Below are 26,574 nucleotides of genomic sequence, written 5' to 3' on the forward strand. Positions count from 1 at the left end.
GGCGTCCGCATAGCGTTCAAGCATTCTATCTTCGGACGCCAGTGTCGCAGTCTCTGGGGGGGTGTTGCCTACTGTTGCCGCCCTAGGATGCTTCGTGCGCCGCCAAAGTGTCGCAACGGATAGCGGGGATGCCGATGGAACAAACCGTGATCACTCGGCGACTGGGCGGACGTTCGCGTGCCCCCGCAGCAGGCCGTGCAATCAGATTTCGATTCCGGCGCGCAGTTCCAGGGAGATCCGGCCGGCGGTTTCGAGGAGCGGGGGAAGGTACCGCGGAATTAGGGTGCGCGCAGGTTCGTGTGTTTGGTACATCGACACCGTGAGCGCGCCGACGTCGCGGCCGGTTCGGGAGCGAAGCGGCACGGCCAACGCTTGCACGCCGACGTCGAGAACCTGGTCGGCGAAGGCCCAGCCCTGACGGCGGATGATGTCCAACTCGCGCTCGAGTCGATTGCGCTCGTCCTTTGCGAGCGCGGGGCGAGAGTCCTGGGTAGCCGTGACATCGAGATGCCGATCCAGCTCGGACTCGGGAAGTGCGGCCAGCAGCACCTGTCCAGCCGCGGTCCGGCGGGCAGGCATCCGGCTACCCGCCTTCAAGGACACCGACATGCCGGACGCGACGTCCACCCTGCTGACATACCGGATGTCCGGGCCTTCGAGCACGGTCACGGACGCGGAGGTTCCCAGGTTTTGCGCAAGTGCCGCGAGGTGCGGCTGGCACACGTCGGCCAGGGTGAACCTCGACAGATTGGCATAGCCCAGCTCGAGTACCTGCGGCGTCAGGGTGAACTTGCGGCCGGAGACCTCGACGAATCCGAGTTCGACGAGCGTGTGCAGGAATCGCCGCGCCGCGGAGCGGGGAAGTCGGCACCGATCTGCTACCTCGGTCAGCGTGAGGTCGCGATGCTCGCGGTCGAAGGTGGTCAGCACCGCGATGGCGCGTTCGAGTGATTGGACCGCGTCCTTCGGCCGGGCTGGCCGCACGGGCGTCGACGACGGTATGCCGTCGGCCGCGCTCCTGGCTCGCGTCATCTGCTCCCTCTCCGGTGGCTGCACTCGCTGAGCGGCTCCATTGGATCCCACTACCAAGAGTCTAGTGAAGTTCGCTCTGCGCGCATATGCGCGTGCTGTCCGGTGGCCTCGTCGTTGGGGTTGCGCGCGATGAGGTCGGCAGGGTTCGACGCATCCGGTGCCTGAAATGGCGAGGACCTGGGGCCTTGGGTCCGAGAGGTAAGGCCGTCCATGGTTGACGCTACGAAGCGGTTTGTGTCAAAGTTCTCGCACCGGTCAAATTTCGCGCAACTGCGCGCTATGCGGATGTCAATACCGCGGAAGATCGAAAGGACTCCCATGCTGACGCAAGACCAAAACACCCTGCTGGTACAGACGGACCCCGATACGCCGATGGGCCGGCTCTTTCGCCGATACTGGATCCCGGCGTTGCTGGCGGAGGAGTTGCCTGAGCCGGATTGCGCTCCGGTCCGGGTCAAGTTGCTCGGCGAGCAACTGATCGCATTCCGCGACACCCAGGGCCGGCTCGGTCTGCTCGACGAGTTCTGCAGTCACCGCACCGCCTCGCTGTACTTCGGCCGCAATGAGGACTGCGGACTGCGCTGCGCGTACCACGGCTGGAAGTACGACGTCGAAGGCAACTGCATCGACATGCCATCCGAGCCGGAGGACTCGAAGTTCAAGTCCCGGATCAAGCAGAAGGCGTACCCGTGTGTCGAGCGCGGCGGCGTGATCTGGACCTACATGGGCCCACCCGAGCTGAAACCCGAACTGCCCGAACTCGAGTGGGCGATGCTCGGCGAGGGCCACCGATTTATCTCGAAGCGCCTGCAGGAGACGAACTACCTGCAGGCGATGGAGGGCGGGATCGACTCGAGTCACGTCTCGTTCGCCCACCGGTTCAACCTCGACGACGATCCGATGCACTCGGGAACCGAGGGCAACAAGTACCTCAAGGCCGACACCCGACCGAAGTTCGAGGTCGCCGAGAGCGACGGCGGTCTGGTCATCGGGGCCCGCCGCAACGCCAACGACGAGGAGTACTACTGGCGGATCACGCAGTGGATCATGCCCTGGTACACCATCATTCCGCCGTTCGGAACGCACAACCCGCTCGGCGGGCACGCGTGGGTGCCGATCGACGACGAGACGTGCTGGGCGTGGAGCATCAACTACCACCCCACCCGGGAACTGCGCGACGACGAACTCGCGTCGATGCGCAACGGCGACGGAATCCACGCCAAGTACATCCCCGGGACCTACCGGACGCTGGCCAACAAGGACAACGACTACCTGATGGACCGTGAGGCCCAGCGGCGGAAGAAGACGTTCTCAGGCATCGAGGGCATTGCCGCGCAGGACTTCTCCCTGCAGGAGTCGATGGGTGAGATCTGCGATCGCACGAAGGAACGGCTCGGTACCTCGGACGCGGGCATCATCTTGGCTCGGCGTCGGCTGCTGGCCGCGCTCGAAGAGCTCGAGGCGGGGGCCCTGCCCGGGATGAAGCCCGAACATCAGCGTGTGCGGTCGACCTCGGTCCTGCTGCCGAAGGCGACGCCCTTCAAGGAGGGTGCCGAGGATGCGCTCCGCATGGTCGAGGGCGAAGACTTCGTCTCCATCTGACCACCCAGGCAACGAGAACAAGGAGTCCGTCGTGACCAACAGCGCCGACATCGACATCGCACCGACGCGCTCGGTAGCCGGCCCGCCGAGGCTGGTCCGCGCCGCGGTGTCGATGCCCGACATGACGACGACCGTCCGTCAACTCGACACCGACGCGGCGGTCGGTGCGGTGGGCTGGCTCGAAGTCGAATCCTCCGCGGTGTGCGGAACCGATGTCGGACTGTATCGGGCCGGACTGGACTCGCCCACCGTGCTCGGCCATCACGTCGTTGGGACCGTCGTCTCACTCGACGAGACACAGTCGACCGCGTGGCGCGTGCGGCCCGGCGACCGGGTCGCATTGGAGGAATACCTGCCGTGCCTGCGGGCGGACTGCCCGGCGTGCCGCATCGGGGACTACCGCATGTGCCCACACACCGATCTGTTCGCGGGAAAACAGCGAGTGGGCCTTCTCTCGGCGGACGACGGGGCGGGCCTGCACGGCGGCAACGCCGAATACATGCAGCTCAGCGCGAACAGTCTCGTGTACCGGCTACCGGCGGATCTCGATGCGGATCTCGCGGCATGGACGCAGCCCTTCGCCAACGCGCTCGACTGGACGGTCGACGCCGGCGGGGCCAAGGAAGGCTCCACCGTCGTCGTGATCGGCCCCGGCTACCACGGCATCGCCGCGGTAGCCGCTGCCCGAGCCGTCGGCGCCGCCCGCATCGTCGTCATCGGGGTGCCGCAGTCGGCTGGCCGCCTCGAGATCGCCGAATCGCTCGGTGCGGTACCGGTGATCAACAACAACCACAGCCTCCCCGAGCTGATCCTGCGAGCAACCGGCGCCGAGGGAGCCGATGTACTACTCGACACCGTCGGACTCGGGGGAGAGGCCGTTGCCGCCGCCGCCCGCGTGCTGCGCAAGCGGGGTCGGCTCGTCATCGGCGGACTGGGCTCGACCCCGGTCTGCGAACTCGATCTCAAATCCCTGGTACGCGGCGCCAACACCATCGTCGGTGTCCGCGGCCGCTCCCCCGATGCGGTCGCACGCAGCATCGAACTCCTCGCCGACGGGCGATCAGGCTTGGAGATCGTGCCCTCCGTCGACGTCGATCTGGATCAGGTCGACGACATGCTGGGACGGATGGCCACCGGACTGGGGCCGGTGAGTCCGCACGTCGTCATCCGCCCGCAGCTGCGCCGCCCGACCGATCAGAAACGAGGAACGTTGTCATGAGCGAGATGACACCACGCCGACTGTCCTATGTGGCACGAATTGTACTGGTGCCTTTAGGGGAATCGGGTCACAGAGTCGTCGAGCAGATGGCTGCGGCCGGGCTGACCGAGGTGCAGGTGGTCACCGAGCGCGCGCCGAACGAGGCAGCCGTGCGCGACATCAGCGCCGACACCACCACCATGCGCCGTATCGACGAGTTGGTTACCGAATCGGACATGGTCATTCTCATCGGCTCGGTGCTGCCCCAAGTCCCCGTCGGTTTCGCCACCGCGATGGCCGAAGCGGCCCGCCAGTCGGGCAACCTGCTCGCCGGTGTCCTGGTCGATCAGCAGGACTGGGACAGCCCGCAAGGCGCCGAAGCGATGGCAGTACTGAGGATGGAACTCGACATGCTGGTGTCCATCACCCAGGTCTCTCTCGCCACCGCCTTCGTCGATGTCCTCAAGGGGGGATACCGCACCGCGGGTGCATACGCGCCAGTTCTCTCGACCCCAAGGATCTGAAAATGACACAAGAGACCAACCACCTCCTGGTCCGGCAACAACGACTCGAATCCGATGGCGTGTTGTCGCTGACCCTGGAACGACCGGACGGCGCCGCCCTGGCTGAGTGGGAGCCCGGAGCACACATCGACATCGTGCTGCCCTCCGGGACCGTTCGGCAGTACAGCCTGTGTGGTGACCCCACCTACAAGGCCGCCTACCGGATCGCCGTCCTGAAAGAAGACGAGGGACGTGGTGGGTCGAAGGAAATCCATGACAGTGTCCGGGTGGGGGATCTCCTGGCGGTGCGTGGCCCCCGCAACCACTTCGCCCTCGAGCCCGCACCCCACTACCTCCTGATCGCCGGAGGAATCGGGGTCACTCCCATTCTTCCGATGGCACGACAGCTGTCGCGGGAGAACGCCAGCTGGTCCGCACTCTACGGTGGCCGAAGCCGCGCGACGATGGCATTCGTGGAGGAGTTTCGCGGTCTCGGTGAGGTGAACGTCTCTCCCTCGGACGAATCCGGAAACCTCGACCTGGCAGCCGCCCTGGCCGACGTTCCGGCCGGTACCGCGGTGTACTGCTGCGGCCCCGAAGGCCTACTGCAGGCGGTGAAGTCGGTGTGCGGTCCGGTGCTCGGTGACGAGGCGATTCATTTCGAGCGGTTCGGCGCTCCCGTCGTGGGGGCGGACCCTGCCGCGGCAGCGGGAGCCTCGGACGGGCAGTCGCCCACCGAATTCGACGTCGAACTGCGTCGTACCGGCTGCACGTTGAAGGTGCCCGCCGACCGCACTCTGCTCGAAGTCGTCCTCGAAGCGAACCCGGACATCCTGTACTCCTGCGAGGATGGCTTCTGCGGGTCCTGCGAAACCCGCGTGCTCGACGGAGTTCCCGAACATCACGATTCGATCCTCTCTCAGGCAGATCGTGAGAAGGGCGAGACGATGATGATCTGCGTCGGACGTTCCCGCACACCCACTCTGGTACTCGACGCTTGACGTCAAAGGAAGCTGTGGGGAGCCGGGCGTCATTGTTCCGACGGTAGAAGCGGCCACGCCTCATCCCTGAAGCCGGGTGAACCACGCCGCCTGGGCATCTGGTGATGGTCACTGTCCGCGAACCGCGATGAGATGAGTCACGCCGCAAATAGGGCGCGGAGCCCGTGAGTTCCTAACTGTGCGGCCCTCATACCTCAACCACCAACTAGCCAGACGGACGGGCGGTGAGGCCACGACTGCGAGTCGACCGCCGTTTCCGGTATGGCGATCTGGGACTGTCCAAATCAGCCGATCAATCCCGCCACGGAAAAGCACCGGGCCCGAGTCTGGAAGCCTTCGCCAGGTGGAAGTCGATGCCAGTATTCGCACACCCCCTTTCGACACTGGGCCTACGCACATGATCGATGGTCGTACCCTTCCGATACGTGGGAGGGAGTGCTGCGCGACATCGTGCAGTCAGGTGGGCGAGTCTCCCGTCGTGGTCTGCGCGCACGCTCACTCCAAGGCGGTAGCACGCACTGTTGCGGTTCAGGTGGGGGAGAGGATGGCGCTGTGGTCGGCGATGATGTGGGCGGCGAGGTCGCGGCCGGGGCCGTGGTCGAGTGGCAGGGGTGGGGTCGAGGGTCAGGTCGGGGTGGGGTGTGATGGCGGGGCTGGTGGAGAGGATCCAGGCGAGGGTGTCCTCGTTGTGCCGGGGCCGGTAGGCGAGGCCGTCGATGTCGGGGTCGGCGTCGGCGGCGCGGACGGCGTGGGCCCAGCGGCGGGTGGTGACGTAGTGCCGGGCTTCGTATTTGGTGAGCCAGAGGTCTTGTCCCTGAGGTTGCGCCGACCTACGACGAGGTGGCGATTTGTATCCGGATCCGGATACGGCTCGACGCCGACTTGGCGTTTTGTGTCTCATTCGCCATAGCGCCTGCTCGCGGGGTGTGAGTGGTTTGCTCATGGTTTCAGGGTGCGTCCGGTACGCATGTTGGGGGTAGGGCGAGTGATGCATGGTGCATCACCTCGGGCGTTCTTGCGGACCCAACCGCGGGAACTGGCGGCGGGCCACACCGGACGTCGAGTCCGTCGCCAGGATTGCGAGACCAGTGCGCTGCGCGGTGGGCGAGGGAATCGGTCAGGCGAGTGTTACGCGGTGATTCGTTCTTGTAAACAACGGGCGTTTCGGCTCTGCAGGGCTGGACGGCGCTGCTGGATCCAGTGTATACAGTGAATATGTCGCCTACATCACAAGAGTTCGGGTCTCCAGAAGGGGACCTGACGTCCCGGCTCCGGACCTCGATCGTCGAGGGCATTTACCCCCCTGGGCATCGACTGGTGCAGGAGGAACTGGCCGATCGGTTCGGAGTGTCCCGGATCCCGCTGCGCGAGGCTATCCGAACCCTCGCGGGGGAGGGTCTGCTGCGGTCGGTCCCCGGCCGCGGCACGTTCGTCACCGCGCTCGATCTCGATGAGATCGACGAAATCTACGACCTTCGCCGGCTCGTCGAGCCGAGCTTCGCCGAGCACGTCACCGAGCGGGTGTCACGGAGAGACATCAGCCGATTCGAGGCGATGGCCGAACAGATGGATCAGGTGGCCGAGACCGGGGCCGATGTGTGGTCGCGCACGAATCTGGTGTTCCACCTTGACATGTACCGGCTGTCGCGCCTGCCGATGCGCTACGAGATCATCGCGCAGATGTATCACCGGCTCGAGCCGTATTCCCGCTACTACGTTCACGGGACGTGTGCCTACGACCGGGTGCAGGACGAGCACAAGGCCATGGTGCAAGCCCTCGCCGACGGCAATTCCGAAGAACTGGCGCGCCAGATCGTCTTGCACATCGACGGCGGGCAGACCGGTCTGCACCGCGCGTGGGAAAACTCGGCCGAGGACATGCGTACCTACTGGGCGGAGCGCACCTGATGAGACGTCGGACGGTCTCGATCAATACCGATATCGGCGAGGGATTCGGGGTGTGGGGGGTCGGCGACGAGGCGCCACTGATGGACCAGGTCACCGCCGCGAACATCGCGTGCGGGTTCCACGCGGGCGATCCTGACATCCTGCGCCGGACCTGTGAAATGGCTGCTGCACGCGGCGTTTCGGTGGGTGCGCAGGTGTCGTATCGAGATCTGGTCGGTTTCGGTCGTCGCTTCATCGATGTCCCCACACCCACCCTGGTCAACGACATCGTCTACCAGATCGGTGCCCTGCAGGCTTTCGCCCGGATCGCCGGGACATTCGTGTCTTACGTCAAGGCGCACGGCGCGCTCTACAACACCGCTGCACGGCATCAGGGACAGGCAAGCGCGATCGTGGAAGCGATCGGCCTGCTCGATGCGGGACTTCCCGTTCTCTGCCAGTACGACACGGTGCTGTGGAAAACCGCCCTCGATGCCGGATTAACGCCTCATGCCGAGGTTTTCATCGATCGGTCGTACACCGATGACGGTCTGCTCGTGTCGCGGTCGCATCCGGATGCGCTCATCGTCGACCCCTCGGAGGCTGCGACACGTGCCGTGCACATGGTCGAGACCGGGTCGGTGGGCTCGGTAGCTGCCCGGTCCGTCACGGTGGTTCCAGACGATGCCGCGACGATTGCGATGTGTATCCACAGTGACACCCCGGGTGCGGTCGACATCGCTCGGCAGACCCGGTCGATGCTCGAGCAGAATGGCCAGACGCTGGTTCCGATCGGTGGTGGGCGTCATGGTTGAGGCCAGCAACCTTCTCCGGGCCGGCGATCGCGCCTGGATCGTCGACATCGCCCCAGACCGCATCGCCGCACTCGTCGCCGCCGCGCGGGCGCAGACGTGGTCGGCACTGGTGGAGGACGTCGTTCCCGCCGCACGCTCCATCATGTTCCGCGCCCACACATCGTCCGATATGGGACTTCTCGCCGACAACGTTCGCGATCTGCTTGCAACGACCGATACCGAAGCATCGGCTGCATCCCCCGAGCGGGCACCGCTGGTCATTCCGGTGCGATACGACGGGGACGACCTCGCGGAGGTGGCTCGCACGCTGGGGATGACCGTGGAGGCAGTCGTCGAGGCGCACACCTCCGCCGTGCATCGCGTCGGCTTTTTCGGCTTCGCACCGGGTTTCGCGTACATCGACGGCCTGCCCGAGTTGCTCAAGTTGGCCCGGCGAACCTCGCCGCGCCCTCGCGTCGGGGCCGGCCTCGTCGCGATCGCGGGCACGCAGACCGTCGTCTATCCGGGTGGAACCCCGGGCGGGTGGCACCTGATCGGATCGACATCCGAGGTGCTGTGGGACATCAACGCGGCAACTCCCAGCCGACTGTCCGTGGGGGACCGGGTGCGCTTCGAGGCGGTGGAATAGATGACGATCACGCTCGTCGACCCTGTCCGTCTCCTCTCAGACACAGTGGATCCCGCACGGGTGACCGTTCTCGACGCGGGTCTGAGCACGACGCTTCAGGATCTGGGCCGGCCCGGATTCGCCCACCTCGGGGTCACCGTGTCCGGTGCCGTTGACCGCACGAGCCTTACGCTGGCGAACCGCCTCGTCGGCAATGCGGACGGCGCAACCGCGTTCGAGAACACGTTCGGTGGGCTCGCAATCACGGTGTCCACCGATCGGTATGTGGCTGTCACCGGCGCCACCGTCGACATCCACATCGACGGCCGCGCCCCGACCGAAGGGCGGCGGACACTGCTGCGGGCAGGGCAGGTTCTGACCCTGGGCCGGCCTGTCACAGGGCTGCGTGCGTACCTTGCGGTCGAAGGTGGAATCGAGACCGAGAAAGTGTTCGGCTCCGCGGCAACCGACTGCCTGTCCGGACTCGGCCCCGTGAGAGTACGAACCGGGTCTGAATTCGCGCTTGGAACAGCAATTCACATACCGCCCCATAATGTTCCGCTCGAACTGACGCCGCCGCGCCTTCCCGTCGGAGCAGTCGAAGTATCCTTCCGCTGGGGTCCACGCGAAACCATCTTCACCGCGCGAGATCGGGCAGCACTGACCGCCACACCCTGGACCGTGAGCGCGGACTGCGACCGCGTCGGCGCGCGGCTGACAGGTCCACCCCTGAGCATCGGGTCGGTGGATCTCCCGTCCGAGGGTATGGCCCTCGGAGCAATCCAGATCCCACCCTCCGGTGAACCGATCGTGTTCCTCGCCGACCATCCCGTGACCGGCGGATACCCGGTCATCGGGGTGGTCACCGAACGCGATGTCGACCTCCTGGCTCAGGCAGCGCCCGGCATCCGGATCCGATTCACACCGCTCCGAAACGAAGATCACTGACCCACACCGGCAAGTCCGACCCCCGTCCCGAGTTCACAAATAGAAAGAAGGAAGACACCCATGACCGCCCAGCTGACCACCCTCGTTCCGTTCCACCTCGCCATCCCCGTCGACGACATCGACGCCGCCCGCAACTTCTACGGCGGCGTGCTCGGTTTCAGCGAAGGACGGTCCGACACCAAATGGATCGACTGGAACTTCCGGGGGCACCAGGTCGTCACCCATCAGGTCGGCGACGGACCCAGCACGAAACCCCGCGACGGGGTCGCAGGGACCAACCCGGTCGACGGCCACGACGTCCCGGTGCCCCACTTCGGCCTGGTTCTACCGGTCGACGAGTTCAAGGTCCTCGCCGACAAGCTCACCTCCGTCGGCACCAAGTTCGTGATCGAACCCTACGTCCGATTCGAGGGCGAACCGGGCGAACAGTGGACCATGTTCTTCCTCGACCCCGCGGGAAACGCGCTCGAGTTCAAGGCATTCGCTGATTTGAACCAGCTGTTCGCGGTCTGAACCCGCGAACACGGTCATCGGCAGGACGGCCATCCTGCCGATGACCACTTCGGCACCCCAGCGCCGCGGTGCCACGTTCTCCGACCCTCGATCGAGGGTCCTCCTCGCAGCACCTCAGTCACCTCTTCGTTGGAGTCGCCATGACCACCGTACCTGCCTCCATGCCCCACACGGGCGATCACGTACCCGCGCCACCTCGTATGCAACCTCGCCGGGCGGCCGTCGCCGCCGCGGCCGGCACTGCCGTCGAGTACTACGAGTTCGGCGTGTACGGCTATCTCGCCGTCATCATCGGCCCGCTGTTCTTCCCCAACGACAACCCGACGGCCTCACTCCTCGCCACCCTGGCAGTTTTCGGTAGCGCCTTCATCATGCGACCGCTCGGTGGCATCGTCCTCGGACGCCTCGGTGACCGGATCGGACGCAAACCGGTACTCGTCACCACCATCGTCGGCATGGGAACGGCGACCGCGGCGGTCGGCCTCCTACCCACCGCCGGTTCGATCGGCATCGCCGCCCCCATCGCACTGCTTCTCGTACGACTGGCGCAGGGCTTCTTCGCCGGCGGTGAAGTCACAGGATCGGCGACCTACCTGTCAGAGTCCGCCCCGGTCGGCCGCCGCGGCTTCTTCGGCGCCTTCACCCCGGTCGGTGTCGCCCTCGGAGGAGGAACCGCTGCTCTGGTAGCAGGCATCACCACCACAGCACTTACCGACGATCAACTCCGCGACTTCGGTTGGCGCATACCGTTTCTTCTGGCACTGCCCCTGATCGCCGTCACGTTGATTGCGCGCAGCAAACTCGAGGACTCGCACGCCTTCGTCGCCGCAACCCAGCAGCACGCTCCCGCGAAGTCCCCGCTCGTCGAGGTTCTCACCGAACACACCGCCGCAGTATTCAAGGTCATCTTCCTCTCGATCGGATCCAACGCCGGTTACTGGGTCGGCCTGATTTTCATGAACATCTACCTGACCACCTACCTCGGGTACCCGAAGTCGAACACCTTCTGGATCATGGGCGCCATCAGCTTCTTTGTCGCCACCCTGATGCCCTTCTTCGGTGGACTCTCCGACCGGGTCGGCCGCAAGAAGGTCATCACGATCGGATTCCTCGGCTACGCGATCTTGGTGCTACCCACCATGATCGTGATGGACAAGGGCAGCTTCGCCCTCGCGGTCGGTGCGATGGTGGTGCTCGCACTGCCGATGCCGATCGTGCAATCGGTGACCTACCCGACCTACGCCGAACTGTTCCCCACCCGAGTCCGCTACACCGGGCTGTCGATCGCCTTCAACATCGGAACCATCATCGGCGGTGGTCTCACCCCATACCTGGCCACCTACCTCATCTCCCGCACCGACAACCTCCTGGCTCCCGGATTCCTGCTGATGGGCGCCGCCGTCCTCGCACTGGTCACACTTCGCACCGTGCGCGAATCGTCGAAGGAGACACTGCAATGACGGTGCCGGCACCAGCTCATCCGAGGGACCTGCGCCGACTCGTCGCAGCGGGGGAGTGGACCGCACCGACGGCCGGCGTCCTCGACGATTACCAGCAGGCCAATCTCCTCGTCGTACCGTCCGCCGCCGCCGACGACTTCGCGGAATACTGCCGCCGCAACCCCGACGTCTGCCCCCTCCTCGCACGGACGGATCCGGGCAACCCGGAACTGACCTACGACAACTGCACAGTCGACATCCGCACCATGCTCCCGCGGTACCGCGTCTGGCAGCACGACACACTCGTGGCCGAACCCACCGACCTGATCGCATATTGGCGGGACGACGCGGTCGCGTTTGCGTTGGGCTGCAGCCACACCTTCGACGCACCGCTCCGCCGAGCCGGAATCCCGGTCAGTCATGCTCCACCGCCCGTCTACGTCACCGATCGAGGTACCCTGCCCGCAGGAGTCTTTGCGGGTCCCCTCGCAGTCAGCATGCGCCCGGTCCCCACTTCACTGGTCGACACGGCAATCGAGGTCACCGGCCGCTATCCGACCGGACACGGCGTACCCATTCATGTCGGCGATCCCGCCGCGCTGGGTATCACCGACCTCACGCGCCCCGAATTCGGGAGCTACCCCGGGGTGCCTGCTGGTTCCACTCCGGTGTTCTGGGCATGTGGCGTGACACCACAGATGGCCATACCCGCAGCACACCTGGATTATGCGATAACCCATCTCGCCGGTCACATGCTCGTTTTCGACACGCTGCTCGACGCCGTCACCCCCTCCGTCAGGACTTCCCGATGACAACCGTCCAGACCGCGAACTCCCACGGAATCCACCAACCGCATCGAACGCGACCTACTCGGCGATCTCGAGGTCCTCGCCGACGCCAACTACGGAATCCATCCCCAACCCGCGGTGCACAATTTCCCGATCAGCGGCACTCTCACCGCCCGCCACGTTGAACGTGTGGGATCGATGGCATCCGTCAAAGCGGCAGCACTCAGGAGTGGTCCACCCAGCCCGCCATGACCTGACCGCACGCGAGAATGCGTGGTGAGAGAATGGCCAGCGCCGAGCTCCGTGTCTAGGTGTGGGCGGGCAGGGCCCCGATGCCGCTGACGAACGCGGACAGCAGCAGCTCGGGCTCGCCGACCGCGCAGATGCCGGGGTGCGCGGTGAGCAGTTCTTCGAGCATCACCCGCAGTTCCGCGCGTGCGAGATTGACCCCGAGGCAGTGGTGGATGTCCTTGGCTCCGAACCCGAGGTGTTTGCCGGCGTTCGGGCGGGTGATGTCGAACCGGCCCGGATCGGCGAAAACACTCTCGTCGTGGTTGGCGGACAGGTACCACATCACCACCTTGTCCCCTGTCCTGATGTGGGCGCCGCCGAGGTCGGTGTCGACGGTGGCGGTGCGGCGCATGTAGGGCACCGGGGAGGCGTACCGGATGACCTCGTCGATCGTGCCCTCGATGTGGCCGGCGAAATCGGTTTGCAGCAGCTGCATCTGGTCGGGGTGTGCACTGAGCAGGTGCAGCGCCCACGCCAAAGCCTGCCTCGTGGTTTCGAATCCTGCGGTGATCAGCAGGATGACGAACGAGCCGAACTCGGCCGGGGTGAGCGACCGGCCGTCCACGGTGGCCGTCAGCCGCGACGTGAGGTCGTCGCCCGGGTCGGCCTTGCGCCTTTCTCCTAGTTCCATGGCATATCCGTAGATCTGCCCCAGCCCGGCCGCGCCCCCGGGAGCGGTGGCGAACTCCTGCCCGCCGCCGGAGATCACATCGCCCGCCAAGTGCACGATCGTCGACCGGTCGGATTCCGGGATCCCGAGCAGCTCGCAGATCACCTGCACCGGCAGCCGGTTCGCGACCTGGGAGACGAAGTCGAACACCGCGTTCTGCGGGACGTCGGCGGCGATCTGCGCGGCGTCCCGGCGTATCCGGTCGGTAACACCGCGGACCGAGGCCGCGGTGAACGCCGACTGCACCAGCGAGCGCAGCTCCCGGTGGCGGGGGTTGTCCATCGCGATCATCGACATGGCGAACTCGAGAATTTCGACCGGGACGTCGTCGATGGTGAAGCCCTTTGCCGAGGAAAACACCTCGGGGTTGCGACTGACCGCCACCACGTGGTCGTAGCCAACCACAGACCAGAAACCCGGGCCCGCGGCTTCGGTGTGGAACACGATCGCCGGCCGCGCCCGCAGCCCCTCGAACAGGGCCAGTCGGCCAATGTGACTGCGTTCCCAGAAGGCGCGTGTTCCAGGCGAGATCATCGCGGAATTCGACACCGGACCCCCTTGTTTCGGTTCACTCTTGACCCTACTGCGGCAACATGCGGCAAGCCTGGCGCCGCTCGGGGGCCGGCTCCTCGAATGATGCGGGGCCGCGGTCGCGGTCGCGGAACACTTTCTCGCGCCTCGCCGCGTTATGATACAACGATCCGCGCCGTTGCGGCGGTGATGCTTTGGGAGGGATGTGTTCGGGAGACCATGCGCGACAACGCCAACGTGCGCGGAATCCTCGACCACACCGGGCGCGCGTTCCCCGACTTACCTTCGATTCAGTCGCCGGCCCTGCGCGTGGTGAGCGGCGGTCCACGAGCCGCCAACCGGTGGAAGGCGACCGCCCAAACAGGGCCCGATCGACCCGCGCTGCAACCCGGCCACCGCCAAACGGGTCGGATGCGTACCAACTCACGTAGAGGGCCACAAGCCGCCTGACTCTGTCAACGGTGCGAGGTCCACCCCGGGACATCACGGAGCGAGACTATGCCGATGGCACCGTTCGACCCCATCACCGCGATCTACACGCCGGCGCACGCCTGGATGTACGAGACCATCGTGGCACCGGCCGTCTACCGCTCACGCCACGTCATCGACGAGTACTTTCTGCCGCATCTCCCACCGAACGCCCGCATTCTGGACGTCGGATCGGGCGGGGCGCTGTTCACGAACTACATCGCCGACCAGCGCCCGGACGTGCACATTCTCAGTCTCGATCTGTCGGAGGCCCAGATCAAGCGCGCCACCAAACGCATGCGTCACTACGGCGACCGGGTCCGGTTCGACGTCGGCGACGCCACGCGGCTCGATTTCGCCGACCAGTCCTTCGACGGCGTGATCAGCTACGGCTCCATCAAGCACTGGTCGTCGCGCGAGGCAGGGCTCGCCGAGTGCGTGCGCGTCCTCAAACCGGGCGGCCCGCTGCTGATCACCGATGCGGACCGCAGCACGAGTTTCGAGGACGCCGAAAAGTTCGTCGAGAACTACAAGGCGCCGCGGCTTCTCGGCAGCATCAACCTCGCGATCTTCCACACCTGGATCGCCGGTCGCTCCATCAGGGACACGAGACATTGCTGAATCACCGTCGTGGGCCTGTCTCCCGCGATCCTCCAATGGCTGTGCGGTATCCGATCAGATATGTGATAGTCGGACCTTTGTCAGCGTGGAGTTGGCCGGTCTCCCAGACGTAGTCCGGCGAGCGGTAGTCGTGGACGAGCTCGTCCAGCTCCTCCGGCTGGTATGTACGCAGGTTCGAGACGATTCCATCCCAAATCACCGCGCAGGGTACAACGGGTAGGAGGTACGTAAGGAGAAACCGGCTAAGGTGGCGCGGCCGTAGCGAGGGGGTCGTAAATGCAAGAAATAGCAGCGCGAGCGGAGGTAGAGACAGCACGGTCTTCCATCGTCGCTCCGTGAACTCAAAGATGCAGATCGCGGACCGCTGACGGAAGGCGTCACCGAGTATTCGCTTCGCCGGCAGCGGCGAGAAGTGATGGAAGCTGGTGAACAGGGTGCGCACGCCGTCCAACTCGTCCGGCACTTCTGTGGCGTCAACGGACTCTGAGAGGAAATGAACTGTTGTCCCGAGCCGATCGCACAGGCCCTGAAACGCCGGGAAATTGGGGTGCTTGTCAGTCAATGTCAGATCCGTTGATCCAAGGGCCTCATCCAGGGCGGGTTTCAGCTCGGCCCAGGGTCCTGTTGCGCCCGAGCACAGATCAACGATCTTGTTGGTCTCCTGCGCCTGAAGCACCTTTGTGATCAGCGGCAATGTTGGGCGATAGACGCTCATGCGAAGCATGAGACTCTGTTGAAGAAAGTCGGTCGTCATGTTGCGAAGCGGGGACGGAAACCATCGCTGATCTTCGAATTCGAATAGATGACGGCGTCTCATCGCGAAGGTGACCTCCCGAATTGGCATCATCTCAATCACGTTGCCAGGGGGTTCCCTGCGAGTCGCGCGAGGGTCCGCATGGCTCCCGCAGCATACCCGCAAACAGCCAGGCAAGGGCAGTGTTTCGCTCAGAGGGTTGATGCCCCACAGGGTCCGACGATGATCGCAATAGAATTGGCTACCAGCATGGCGTTGAAGCGTGCCCAGGCCAACTCGCCAGTCGCCGCGATACTCAGCGCTGAAGAATGCGAGTCGAACTGAGTCCTGATCTGGATTCGGGGAATTACCGGGCGGGGCTCTGGTCAACGTTTCAACTACACCGCCCCGGCTACCACGCTCAACGACGAGAACATCATCGTGCTCGGGGATTTGGAGGAAACCGATCCGGAGGCCGAGGAGGGGCAGCGGCGGATCGCCGGTTATGCCCTGCAGGAGATCGACCGCATCATTGCCGACTTGGCGGAGCCGATCCCGCCGTCGCCGCCTCCACCATGACCGCACGCCGGATCTGCGAGTGAAGCGCAATCCTGGTCGGGATTCGGACGGCCCGTGCGGAATGGCACTGGTACTCACTCCTGCAGGGCGCTGGAGATCGGTACCGCGATGTCGGGATCGGCGAGATAGTCCTCGATGGCGTGTGGACCGGTGGGGTTGTGGGTCCGCTCGTCGATTAGCTGTCCAGGAACAGACTCCTCGAACATTCCCGCCAACGGATGCACGAGGGCCACGATGTCGAGGACGTCGTAGGCGTTCAGCCAGGCGGCCGGCCTGGTCGGCACTTTCGCTGGTACTGCCGGTTTGCGCCCTGGCTGCTTGCCCAGAAGGTTCTTCTGCACGATCGGGAACCCCAAGGGGCTGCCGGCGGTGACGAGCATCCGGACTTTCTGTGATGGGGGAAGCCGGGTGAGCAGGTCGTAGGCGACGATGCTGCCCAGGCTGTGTCCGACGACGACGATGTCGCCCCCGGTCGGCAACGTCTCTCGCAGATCGCGCTCGACGACGCTGAGGACCTTATCGCGCATGTCCTCCAGTTCCAGGTAGTAGGCCACGTCGTCGAGGAATCGTTCGATGATCAACGCCGGCGTTCCCGTCTTGCGGCTCAGGAACTGCAACGCACCACGCACGATTGGCAGCTTGAGGGCATCTCCGAAGCCGATCTCCTGTTCTACATCGCGCGGGGTGAGCCCGACGCCGGGATCGGTGTAGCTGAGTTCCTTGACGGGGTCGTAGCCGATGGCATCCGCGGCGTCGAGCAGCGCCGCGACCTTCGTTCGGACCAGTTTGGCTTCCTCCGCCTCAGCATCGGTGCTGAGCATTTCCAACTCTGGGCGCCGGCCTCCGTTGGCTTCGAAGTCCTTGATCGCGTCGGCGAAGGTGTTCCCATAGAACGGGAACACCACCTGTGATTCATCCAGGGCGGAGCGGCCGGCGGCGATCAGTCCTTTGGAAAGGCCGGCGAGCCATTTCCGCTTCTTCGCCAGGACGTAGGCCGCGAGCCGCTCGGGGTCGCGCGCGATCTCGTCGTCGCTCGCCTGGCTACGACCATGAACGAACAGCACGGCAGTCGGCATGGAACTTCTCCCTACTCCGGTGGTAGAACGGCGGCGAGCAAGGTCGCTTGTTCCTGGGCCAAGTCCAGGGTCTGCAGGTGCGCGACGATCTTGGAGACGCGGATGCCGGAATTGGCGATCCAGTGCCGCAAATGATCAGGGGTCCGGTCGGTGACGGGGTTGCCGTTGAGATCGATCCGCCGACCCTGCGAATCTTGGGCTTGTTCGGCCCGGTGGTGCAGCGCCACCAGTTCCCACTCATCGTTGAAGACCGGCGATCCGGACGACCCGGGCATTGTGTCGGTTTGGTAGATCAGGCGGGTGGGGTCATCCACGCTGACCAGTAGATTGTTGCGGAAAGCCAATTTGCGGGGATTCCCGCCCGGGTGCTGGACGATGTTCAGAGGTTGCCCGAGGAGCACCTTTCCGATTGCCGGGTTCAATCGGATTCGACCGAACTTGGTTCCGGCGGGCCTGCCGCTGGGCAACGGGGCGACGGCCACCAACGCGAAGTCCAGTTCCCTGTTGCCGGTGATGAAGAACCGGCCCGCATCCGCTCTCAGACTCACCGATGAGCGGATCTGACCGTTCTCGTTCTCTTCGAACCGGAATACGATCCTCACTCGTGGGTCCTGCGCCGACTCCAATGTCTTGAATACGTGCCAATTGGTCATCAGAAGATCGTCCGAGACGAGGAATCCGGTCGCCGGCCCGGCTGGTGTTTTGATCAACGCCACCGTGTCGGCGGCGGCGGTCGCCAGCTTGAGCCAAAGGCCGGGGACCATGTCGTCGGCGTCCATCAGCTGTTCGAGCTGGGCGTCGACCATCTCGTCGTCGGACTCGTCGGAGATTGCGAGGCCACGCAAACTCGCCGCCGCCACCTTGCGGGCAGCGGGCTCCGTCCGCCAAGCACTGGGCGGGTCGGACAACACCGAGTAAATCTGGCCGACGTTGCTCGAGTTCAGAATCGGACCGTTATCGGTCGGCCTCAACGGATCGATCAGGTCGAGCGAACTGACCTCGATACCGTCGGCCGCGACGCGTGCGTTTCCCATCTCATGCCCCCCGACTGTTGGCAGCTATGACATACACCGGCATGTCGAGCCGCGTTCCGCGGTAACAGGATCCGACACCCACGGTACGTCGGTGCGGGCTGGAAATGATCCGAACACGGATTCCTTGTGGAGCTGGTCGGTGTCATCGTCGGTTCCTCCACCGTATCGCGGAAGGGGAGAACTTTCCTCGACGGTATCCGGCCGTGTCGGTGCCGACACGAGTAGTCGGCTACTCGTTTCGGCACAGCGATCCCGCACGGGTTTACGCGGCGCGGCGTCGGTACGGTCAGGGTACATGTTGAGGGTGACTTCGACGGCGGGCCCGGACTCCAGTTTTGTGACCCCGGTGGTGCGGATAGCGGAGTCGATTACACGGCGATACTTGCGTAAACCGCTCACCAGCGCGGCTTCCGGCAGGCGTATGCGCCAGATCAACGGCTGTCGCGGGTGGTGGTGGTGGTGGGGATCGGGTCCATGTCCGAATCCAACGCGAACTCGAGATGAGCGGTGACCTTCGAAGGGGGGTGTCAGCTGCTGGTTTCGGTAGAACGTGTGCAGCGCCCGTCCCAGTTCTCCCTGTTTAGCGAGTCATGGGACCATGCATAGAATTGGTTTCAATCTGTATTCAGGAAGCGGTATTACGCCCCGCCTGTATGGCCTCCGGCATGCTCTGGTCTAGTCGGGCCACAGGCCATCAGTGTAGAGATGTGGTCGCGGTCGTCGAAGGGGGTTTAGTGGTGTCGTCCGGAACCGTCCGCTCCGGGGGTCGTGGGTCTGCTGGGAGGTAGACCAGGCGGCTGTTCGCAGCCTCCGCGGATTCTCATGCGGGGTGTTTTCCGGGTCGACAGGGCTCGGGAATAGTGCCGGCCTCGGTGATTACGGCACCAGCCTGCCCGGATGGTGTGCTGAGCGAGTCCGGATGAGTATCGGTGAGGAAACGAGTAGGGCGGTACTCGCAAGATATTTTGCTTCGAGGGTCACACTGAGGTTCGGGAGCAGTCGGCGGGACGTGCGTGTGTCAGTGGGTCGTCGTATGGTCCGGGACGTATCACGCAAGTCCGCGGCTCCGGACGTGGCGGTCACGCCACGGGGCGGTGACGAACGAGGGTGAGAGCGCTATGGGATTTCGAAGCTATAAGGGGAACACAATCTCCGAGAACGGCTGGCGCATTTGCGATACCGGCGAGATCGTCAAGCCGCTCGTGCCCGGCACGGACAACGTGCGGCCGGAGGTGCGCCGGGGCGCAGCGGCGACGATCCTGGTTGCCTGGGCGGCGGTCTGGCATCGGCGGATCTGGCGGATCGACAGTTACCGGCCCCGCGACTACTGGGGATTCAGCTGGGACAACGATATTGCCAACAGTAACCATCTGAGCGGAACGGCCGTGGATCTCAATGCCACCCGTTTGCCCTGGAAGGTGCGGGCGTCGGTGAACATGCCGGCCGACAAGATCGCGGCGGTCCGCCAGATGCTCACCGAGTTCGAGGGCACGGTGTTTTGGGGTGAGGACTGGGCCACCAAGGACCCGATGCACACCCAGATCAACCTCCCCGAGGGTGACACCCGCCTGGACGCCTTCGCCACCCGGCTCGAAAACGGCTACCTCTGGGTGTACGGGCCGCCCGATCCTGACGCGTTCCCCCTCCCGGCGGGGTATTACTACGGTCCGCTCGACGGACCCGCCGAGTCGATCAGCGGCTTGTTCCCCACGGACCCGCAATCCTGGAAGGACGGCCTGGGGCGCTGGCAGAAGACCTGCGGGATACCGGAAACCGGGATCTGGGACACGGACACCGCCCGCGCAGCGACCGCGCTGCAGATCGCGAACGGATGGCCGGTGACCGGCTACGTGTTCGAGGGCGAATGGAATGTCGTGATCCGCCACGGGCAACGCCCTGACCTCGGGGGTCCGGTCACCCCGCCGACGCCGCCGGTGGCGGTCGGGAAGACCTGGGCGGATGTGTCGCAGTACCAGATCACCCCGGCCACCGATGCATACCCGTACGACATCTTCTGTTTCCGATCCAACAGTGGGAACATGCGGGATACGAAGTTCGCGGCGAACCACGACTGGGCGGTGCGTGCCTGTGACGACGGCCGGCTGCGGTTCTTCATCGTGTACTGGTTCTTCCGGCCCGGTCAGGCGAACATCGACTTACTGATGCAGATGGTCACCGAGCAAGGCGGGCCGCATCCGCGGATGGTCGTCATGGCCGACGTCGAGGACGCAGCCGGGGCGATCACCGGGGACCAGTCGGCGGAGGTCAACGACGAGATCCGGCGGGCACGCGAATGGCTCGGCGAGCGGCGGGTGATCGGCTACTGGAACCCGGTGTCGAACGCGGACCTGTGGCGCACCCGCCCACCCGGTCTGCGATTGGTCACCCCCAGCTACGGCCGGGAGCCCGGATCGCCGAAGATCAAGCCGGACGGCTATTTCGCCCACCAATACACCGACAACGGCCCGTGCCCGCCGTTCGGACGCTGCGACCTCAACTACACCCACCTGAGTACCGACGAACTCGAAGCGATGCTCGGCCTGGGGCAAAGCCCCCCGCCCCCGGGTCCGGAACCGTTCCCGGTCGACGACGCGGCGCTGTGGGACTACATCGCCGGGGAGGTCCTCGGCCGATGACACTGGTGCGGTCATGAAGATCAGAGATCTCACTCCGGTACCGCAGTTCGGTGTGGGCGGGACCGACCTGGGCATCCCGGTGCGGATGCCCACGGGGGAGATCGGATTCTTCTTCGGTGACACCTTCGCCGAGAACCGGGTCGGCGGCCCCGGCTGGCGCAGCCCGGTCCTGCTCTACAGCCACACCCACGACCTCGATGACGGGGTGCGATTTCACCGCGCCGCAGGGGGCAACCCGGCCAAACAGTTGTGGGACTACCCGCACAACAACCCGGAGTTCAGCACAGTGCTCCCCACCGACGCGATCGTGATCGGCAGCCGGATCTACCTGCACGTCCTCGTGGTTCGCGGCCTGCCGGACACGCGGTGGACCGAGATCCAATACTCCGACGACAACGGCGAGACCTGGACCCACGGTGGACCCAAGGCCCGGTGGGAAGGGTGGGAATTCGGCGGCCATCGCCGGATGCTGACCTGGGAACACGGCGGTGACGGCTTCGTCTACGTGATGACCACCGGCGGCCTCGAACGTGACAAGAACGTGCTGCTATTCCGCTGCCCCGAGGACCAGCTGCTGAACCGGGACTTCTACGAGCCCTGGGGATTCAGCCACGGCGCCTGGGCATGGGGCAATCCACCAACCCCGATCCTGCCGGTCGGGTCCAAGGTCGGGGAACTGTGCCTGCGCCGAATGCAGAACAACTGGGTGCTCAGCTACTTCAACGAAGCCGAATACAACATCACCATCCGCGTCGTCGGACAGATCACCGACAACTGGCACACCGCTCCAACATTCCGGCCAGTATGCGGCCCGTCAGGAAACGGTGGCCCCGACGTCGTGACCCGCCTGTACGGCGGATACGTGCACCCGGACAGCACATTCGACAACTTTCACATCATCGTGTCCGAATGGGCAGAATCCGGATGGCCCTACCGGGCCATGCAATTTCGGGTACAGGTTCAACCCGCAGTACCGATCGAGGAGGACGAACAAATGAGTGCACGCGAAGTCGCCGCCGCGTTCCGGGACGACCACCCGGTCGCCCTCTACGACGGGTCCGGCCGCAAACTTGATCTGCGAGAGGCTATCGCCGAGATCTTATGGAAGGAGGTCACCAACCTAGGTCTCGAGGGCCGCCCGGTGCCCGCGGACCGCCGGGACGATCAGTTCGGTCACATCCTGTCCAGCCACGCGCTGGCCGAGCAGAACAACAAATTGCTCCGGGCGCTGTGTGAGAAGGCGGGTATCGACGTCGATCAGGTGTTGGGGTAACGCAAGACCTGCGCGGGTGGGTGGCACGGCACCAAGATTGATCGTGCCGCGTTGCCGGTCTGGCGGTGGCCCGCCCGGCTGACGCAGAGTCGGTACCGAATTAGTTCGGGCAAAGACATTCTCACTCCCATCATCCAGTGCTACTCCGGTTTCGTCGACTTCATGGGGGCCCTTCGGTCGGCTGCTGCCGACGTGGCGATGCCTTTGTCGAAACCAAGCGGAACGTTCCGGCCCCACCGCACGGAAGATTGTCAGGTGCGACACCTGGCGCCAACAATGTCGTGCAGGGCCGCCAAATTGCGGCACGAAGTCGAGCGTGGCGCACAGCGCAACGAGTTCGCCCGTGGGCAGCCGGACCCGTTCCGAATCCGTGGACTTGGGCTTTGCTTGGTCTTGACCTGTTGACGCGCGAGATCGACCGGCGCGACGATGGTTCTTGGGCGCCTGCAGGCAGGCCCAACACCCCGCGGCGGAGCGTCGCGCCCACGGATTATTCAAAGCAGCGGGCCGCATGCGCGGCTCGGGCGGGGTCGTCGGTGATGACCGCGGCCTCGCTGGCGATGGTGGGGCTGTGGAACCCCGTGCGGAGCCGATGGCCGCCCGCCTGTTGGTGACGATCACGTTTATATGCGGGTTCGGGATGACAGGACACGGCCACCGTGTCTACGCAATACGCGGAGGATTGGGAGGTGGCCTGCTCGCACCGCGGCCAGCGAGGCATTGACCCTTGTAGTACTTGGCACCGGGCGCGGATGGCCGATAAGGGACATCGAGGATCCAGATCTGCTCCCCGTGCCCCGGGGTGGGTATCAGCGGCGCGGCGCTGGCTCGTCTGGGACTGGAGCGTCGCCGGGTGGTCTTCCGTGCGGCCATGATCGTCGGCTAATCCCAGGGCGAATCGCCGGGGCCGACGATGTCGACTGCGGCCGGTGTGGCGGCGACCGTTGCGTCGGCTTGCGTCGAGGAAACGCGGGCTGTCGCAGCGGGCGCGGGGGCCGACGCAACGGCAGGTCGAGTATCGACGTCGATAGTTTCCACAACCTCAGCTTCGGCGGACGGCTCCACTGCTCTCGACGCGGCGGTGCGCGCGGTGGCGTGGAATCCGGCGGCGTGCGATGGAGGCGCGCGACGTGGCGGATGAACGGACGGACGGGCCGCTCAGGGTGTTCACCTATGGCGAGCAACAGTGCGGGCCTTGGTAGCTCCCACGAACTGACGGGCCGGTAATCACGCGGTGTCCGTGTCGGGGGTCTGCACACCTCCGGCTAACGGGGCGCTTGTATGTCTCTGTCGGTCTGCCGAGGCTGGATGAAGCAATGCAGTTCCTGCAGCGTCTCCCGGCGAAGCCACTGTTCAAACCACTTTTCGGTCCGCAGGTGCTATCGGAGTGCTTTCTCACGGTTTCGTGCTGGTGGGGCCCGAAAAGACCGTGGTGAGATGCCGCCGGGCGGCGATCGGACGCGATCTGCGGTAACAGCCACAGCCGGATGATCGCGAAGTGATCCCACTCGGCAACAGATTCTGATTGTTGACAATCAGACGTTGATCTTGCACTGTGTATAACAGTCATACACTGATGGTGTGATGGAACGCATGGTTCATCGATACGCGGTTCTCCGCCCCAAGCTTGAAAGGCGACGGCCTTGACCACGACAACTGACGTCATTTTGACCGACGCGGGTCCGCTCGACGACGCGTTGGCGCAGCTGGCGGGCGCAGTCGAGAAACTCGGCTACGGCTCCGGAATGCATCAACTTCTTGCCAAGCCTCGGCGTGAGATGTCGGTGAGCATCCCGCTGCGCCGAGACAACGGTGACGTCGAGGTGCTGTCCGGATACCGGGTTCAGCACAATTTCTCTAGAGGACCGGCCAAGGGTGGCTTGCGATTCAGCCCTCACGTGTCCCTCGACGAAGTTCGTGCGCTGGCGATGTGGATGACGTGGAAGTGCGCGTTGCTCGACGTCCCGTATGGCGGCGCCAAAGGCGGCATCACGATCGACCCGACGCAGTACTCGACGGGGGAACTCAGCCGGGTCACCCGCCGCTACACCAGCGAGATCTTGCCGATCATAGGTCCGGAGAAGGACATTCCGGCGCCGGACATCGGGACGGACGAACAGACGATGGCGTGGATGATGGACACTTTCTCGGCGAACGTGGGTTACACCGTCCCGTCCGTGGTCACTGGTAAGCCAGTCAGCCTCGGTGGTTCACTGGGCCGTTCGTCGGCCACCTCGAAGGGCGTCGTCCACGTCGCACTCGCCGCGCTCGAATACCGCGGGCTCACTCCGTCATTCGCAACCGCTGCCGTGCAGGGCTTCGGTAAGGTTGGGGCCGGCAGCGCCCAATTCCTCGCCGAGGCTGGCGTCAAAGTTGTTGCGGTCGGTGACCAGTACGGATCGATCCACAACAGCAACGGCCTTGACATTCCCGCGCTGCAGGCCCATGTCGCCGCAACGGGGACGGTACGCGGATTCGGCGACTCCGAGCCGATCGACGCAGCGGCACTCCTCGGACTCGAGGTCGACCTCCTGGTGCCCGCGGCCGTCGAAGGTGTCATCAACGCCGACAATGCGGCAAACATCCGGGCACTGATCGTCGTGGAAGGCGCAAACGGGCCGACCACCGCTGCGGCGGACAAGATCCTGGCCGCAAATAGCGTCCTCGTCGTCCCCGACATCCTCGCCAACGCAGGCGGTGTCATCGTCTCCTACTTCGAGTGGGTACAGGGGAATCAGGCCTACTGGTGGACCGCCAACGAGGTCGACGAGCGCCTCGAGACCCGAATGATCCAAGGCTGGCGCTGTGTCCTGGAGACCTCCATTCGCCGGGAACTGTCGTTGCGTGAGGCCGCCACCGTGACCGCTGTCGAGCGGGTGGCCGACGCCCACCTCACCCGGGGCCTGTACCCCTAACCGCCCGCGCAGACGTATACCCGAGCAACCCGAACGACAGAACCGAAGGAGTACCCATGGCGAACCTCAGCCCCGCACTTAAGCAGGCCACCCCGGTGGTCGTCGACCACGCTCTCGGCAGCTGGATTTACGGCACCGACGGCGTCGACTACCTCGACTTCACCACCGGCATCGGTGTGACCAGCACCGGGCACTGCCACCCCAAGGTGGTGGAAGCCGCCCGTGAGCAGGTCGGCAAGATCATCCACGCCCAGTACACCACCGTCATGCACAAGCCCCTGCTCGCGCTGACCGACAAGCTTGGCGAGGTGCTGCCCGCAGGACTCGACTCCGTCTTCTACGCCAACTCCGGGTCCGAGGCCGTCGAGGCCGCGATCCGCCTGGCCCGCATGGCTACCGGACGACCGAACATCGTGGTCTTCCAGGGCGGCTTCCACGGCCGCACCGTCGCCGCGGCCTCCCTGACCACCGCGGGAACGAAGTTCTCGGCGGGGTTCTCCCCGTTGATGTCCGGCGTGCACATGGCTCCCTTTCCCTACGCCTATCGGTATGGCCTCGACGAGGCAGCGGCCGTCGAGTTCGCGCTGCGTGAGCTGGACTACCTGTTCAAGACCCGTACCGCACCCAACGACACCGCGGCCTTCCTGATCGAGCCAGCACTTGGTGACGGCGGGTACCTGCCGACGCCGCCGGCGTTCATGGAAGGCCTGCGTGAGCGCGCCGACCAGTTCGGCATCAAGCTGATCTTCGACGAGGTCCAGGCGGGTGTCGGGCGCACCGGCAAGTTCTGGGGTCACCAGCACTCCACCGCAACCCCGGACATCCTCATCACGGCCAAGGGCATCGCCTCCGGCTTCCCGATCTCGGCGATCGCAGCGTCGACGGCGACGATGTCCAAGGCCTGGCCGGGATCGCAGGGCGGCACCTATGGCGGCAACGCCGTTGCCGCCGCGGCCGGTGTCGCGACGTTGCAGGTCGTCGAGGAGGAAGGTCTTGTCGAGAACGCGCGTGTCCGGGGTGAACAGCTCCAGGCCGGCCTAAGGTCCGTGCAGGAACGGTTCCCGATCATTGGGGACGTCCGCGGACTCGGCCTGATGCAGGGCATCGAGTTCACCGCGGCGGACGGTACGCCGGACGTTGACACCGCGGCAGCCGTGCAGCAGGAGACGACTCGGCAGCAGTTGCTGACACTGACCTGCGGGCCTGCCGGTAACGTCGTCCGCCTGATCCCCGCCCTGGTGGTGACCGAGGACGAGATCACGCTCGGTGTGGAGCGTTTCGAGGCCGCTGTGGCGGCCGTGATCGGTGCCGTGGCGGTCGGCGCTTCCTGATCCGGCAGAGGTTTCGGTCCGACGTCTGCGCGGCCTGATGCAGGGCCCCGTCGAGGCTGTTCGTCCCTCGGCGGGGTGTTTGC

The 26,574-nt window shown here is 65.0% G+C and carries 22 protein-coding genes; 17 read left to right on the forward strand and 5 right to left on the reverse strand.

Features of this window, described 5'->3' with window-relative positions; all coding sequences use genetic code 11:
• Window positions 1-201 precede the first annotated feature (201 nt).
• Window positions 202-1,083 carry an IclR family transcriptional regulator domain-containing protein gene (locus OYT95_RS40215; protein WP_268793104.1) on the reverse strand — a complete coding sequence of 294 codons (882 nt, stop codon included), beginning with the start codon at window positions 1,081-1,083 and terminating at the stop codon, window positions 202-204.
• A gap of 267 nt (window positions 1,084-1,350) precedes the next feature.
• On the opposite strand from OYT95_RS40215, the gene OYT95_RS40220 reads away from it, so the two are divergent.
• The 11 genes from OYT95_RS40220 (at window position 1,351) to OYT95_RS40270 (ending at window position 12,357) form a co-directional block, all read left to right on the forward strand.
• Window positions 1,351-2,634 (forward strand): aromatic ring-hydroxylating dioxygenase subunit alpha, encoded by a 1,284-nt coding sequence (locus tag OYT95_RS40220; protein ID WP_268793105.1) that lies wholly within the window; start codon window positions 1,351-1,353, stop codon window positions 2,632-2,634.
• Window positions 2,635-2,665: 31 nt separating this feature from the next.
• The gene (locus OYT95_RS40225; RefSeq protein ID WP_268793106.1) at window positions 2,666-3,853 is read left to right on the forward strand and encodes a zinc-dependent alcohol dehydrogenase; all 1,188 of its coding nucleotides are present in this window, start codon (window positions 2,666-2,668) and stop codon (window positions 3,851-3,853) included.
• Window positions 3,850-4,356, forward strand: coding sequence for a hypothetical protein (locus OYT95_RS40230; RefSeq protein ID WP_200887865.1), 507 nt, complete (start codon window positions 3,850-3,852; stop codon window positions 4,354-4,356). The genes OYT95_RS40225 and OYT95_RS40230 overlap by 4 nt, the downstream gene beginning before the upstream one ends.
• Window positions 4,357-4,358: 2 nt before the next feature.
• Complete coding sequence (locus OYT95_RS40235) at window positions 4,359-5,336, forward strand: PDR/VanB family oxidoreductase (RefSeq protein WP_268793107.1); 978 nt, start codon at window positions 4,359-4,361, stop codon at window positions 5,334-5,336.
• Window positions 5,337-6,551: 1,215 nt separating this feature from the next.
• Entirely contained in the window at window positions 6,552-7,244 is a 693-nt protein-coding gene (locus tag OYT95_RS40240) for a GntR family transcriptional regulator (protein ID WP_112298536.1), read from the forward strand.
• On the forward strand, window positions 7,244-8,038 hold the full coding sequence (locus tag OYT95_RS40245; protein WP_268793108.1) for a LamB/YcsF family protein: 795 nt from the start codon (window positions 7,244-7,246) through the stop codon (window positions 8,036-8,038). The genes OYT95_RS40240 and OYT95_RS40245 overlap by 1 nt, the downstream gene beginning before the upstream one ends.
• A complete protein-coding gene (locus OYT95_RS40250) occupies window positions 8,031-8,666 on the forward strand; it encodes a 5-oxoprolinase subunit B family protein (RefSeq protein WP_268793109.1) in 636 nt (211 codons plus the stop codon). Before OYT95_RS40245 ends, OYT95_RS40250 begins: the two co-directional genes overlap by 8 nt.
• Window positions 8,667-9,593, forward strand: a complete 927-nt coding sequence (locus tag OYT95_RS40255) for a biotin-dependent carboxyltransferase family protein (protein WP_268793110.1) — start codon at window positions 8,667-8,669, stop codon at window positions 9,591-9,593.
• A 60-nt stretch (window positions 9,594-9,653) separates the two neighbouring features.
• Window positions 9,654-10,106 carry a VOC family protein gene (locus tag OYT95_RS40260; protein WP_128642663.1) on the forward strand — a complete coding sequence of 151 codons (453 nt, stop codon included), beginning with the start codon at window positions 9,654-9,656 and terminating at the stop codon, window positions 10,104-10,106.
• A 140-nt stretch (window positions 10,107-10,246) separates the two neighbouring features.
• Window positions 10,247-11,566 carry an MFS transporter gene (locus OYT95_RS40265; RefSeq protein WP_268793111.1) on the forward strand — a complete coding sequence of 440 codons (1,320 nt, stop codon included), beginning with the start codon at window positions 10,247-10,249 and terminating at the stop codon, window positions 11,564-11,566.
• On the forward strand, window positions 11,563-12,357 hold the full coding sequence (locus OYT95_RS40270) for a D-glutamate cyclase family protein (RefSeq protein WP_268793112.1): 795 nt from the start codon (window positions 11,563-11,565) through the stop codon (window positions 12,355-12,357). Before OYT95_RS40265 ends, OYT95_RS40270 begins: the two co-directional genes overlap by 4 nt.
• A gap of 283 nt (window positions 12,358-12,640) precedes the next feature.
• On the opposite strand, the gene OYT95_RS40275 is transcribed toward OYT95_RS40270, so the two are convergent.
• Window positions 12,641-13,828: a cytochrome P450 gene (locus tag OYT95_RS40275; protein WP_419179535.1), complete on the reverse strand. Its 1,188-nt coding sequence runs from the start codon at window positions 13,826-13,828 to the stop codon at window positions 12,641-12,643.
• Between the two features lie 495 nt (window positions 13,829-14,323).
• Between OYT95_RS40275 and OYT95_RS40280 the strand changes: the two genes are divergently transcribed.
• Window positions 14,324-14,914 carry a class I SAM-dependent methyltransferase gene (locus OYT95_RS40280; protein WP_327205332.1) on the forward strand — a complete coding sequence of 197 codons (591 nt, stop codon included), beginning with the start codon at window positions 14,324-14,326 and terminating at the stop codon, window positions 14,912-14,914.
• Window position 14,915: 1 nt separating this feature from the next.
• Here the strand turns inward: OYT95_RS40280 and OYT95_RS40285 are convergent, their stop codons facing one another.
• The gene (locus tag OYT95_RS40285) at window positions 14,916-15,629 is read right to left on the reverse strand and encodes a class I SAM-dependent methyltransferase (RefSeq protein ID WP_235214824.1); all 714 of its coding nucleotides are present in this window, start codon (window positions 15,627-15,629) and stop codon (window positions 14,916-14,918) included.
• Window positions 15,630-16,088: 459 nt separating this feature from the next.
• Here OYT95_RS40285 and OYT95_RS40290 point away from each other — a divergent pair, with 459 nt between their 5' ends.
• Window positions 16,089-16,226: a hypothetical protein gene (locus OYT95_RS40290; RefSeq protein ID WP_158461385.1), complete on the forward strand. Its 138-nt coding sequence runs from the start codon at window positions 16,089-16,091 to the stop codon at window positions 16,224-16,226.
• Window positions 16,227-16,300: 74 nt separating this feature from the next.
• Here OYT95_RS40290 and OYT95_RS40295 read toward each other — a convergent pair whose 3' ends face one another.
• Window positions 16,301-17,302 (reverse strand): hypothetical protein, encoded by a 1,002-nt coding sequence (locus OYT95_RS40295; RefSeq protein ID WP_268793113.1) that lies wholly within the window; start codon window positions 17,300-17,302, stop codon window positions 16,301-16,303.
• A gap of 11 nt (window positions 17,303-17,313) precedes the next feature.
• The gene (locus OYT95_RS40300; protein WP_268793114.1) at window positions 17,314-18,108 is read right to left on the reverse strand and encodes a trypsin-like serine peptidase; all 795 of its coding nucleotides are present in this window, start codon (window positions 18,106-18,108) and stop codon (window positions 17,314-17,316) included.
• Between the two features lie 1,346 nt (window positions 18,109-19,454).
• On the opposite strand from OYT95_RS40300, the gene OYT95_RS40305 reads away from it, so the two are divergent.
• The 4 genes from OYT95_RS40305 (at window position 19,455) to OYT95_RS40320 (ending at window position 26,491) form a co-directional block, all read left to right on the forward strand.
• On the forward strand, window positions 19,455-20,972 hold the full coding sequence (locus tag OYT95_RS40305) for a M15 family metallopeptidase (RefSeq protein WP_268793115.1): 1,518 nt from the start codon (window positions 19,455-19,457) through the stop codon (window positions 20,970-20,972).
• 13 nt (window positions 20,973-20,985) lie between these two features.
• Complete coding sequence (locus OYT95_RS40310) at window positions 20,986-22,245, forward strand: DUF4185 domain-containing protein (protein WP_268793116.1); 1,260 nt, start codon at window positions 20,986-20,988, stop codon at window positions 22,243-22,245.
• A 1,643-nt stretch (window positions 22,246-23,888) separates the two neighbouring features.
• On the forward strand, window positions 23,889-25,160 hold the full coding sequence (locus OYT95_RS40315) for a Glu/Leu/Phe/Val family dehydrogenase (protein ID WP_328286590.1): 1,272 nt from the start codon (window positions 23,889-23,891) through the stop codon (window positions 25,158-25,160).
• Window positions 25,161-25,216: 56 nt separating this feature from the next.
• On the forward strand, window positions 25,217-26,491 hold the full coding sequence (locus OYT95_RS40320) for an aspartate aminotransferase family protein (protein ID WP_268793117.1): 1,275 nt from the start codon (window positions 25,217-25,219) through the stop codon (window positions 26,489-26,491).
• Window positions 26,492-26,574: the final 83 nt, after the last annotated feature.

It is taken from the genome of Rhodococcus sp. JS3073 (genome assembly GCF_026810085.1).
GTDB classification, from domain to species: Bacteria; Actinomycetota; Actinomycetes; order Mycobacteriales; family Mycobacteriaceae; genus Rhodococcus_F; species Rhodococcus_F wratislaviensis.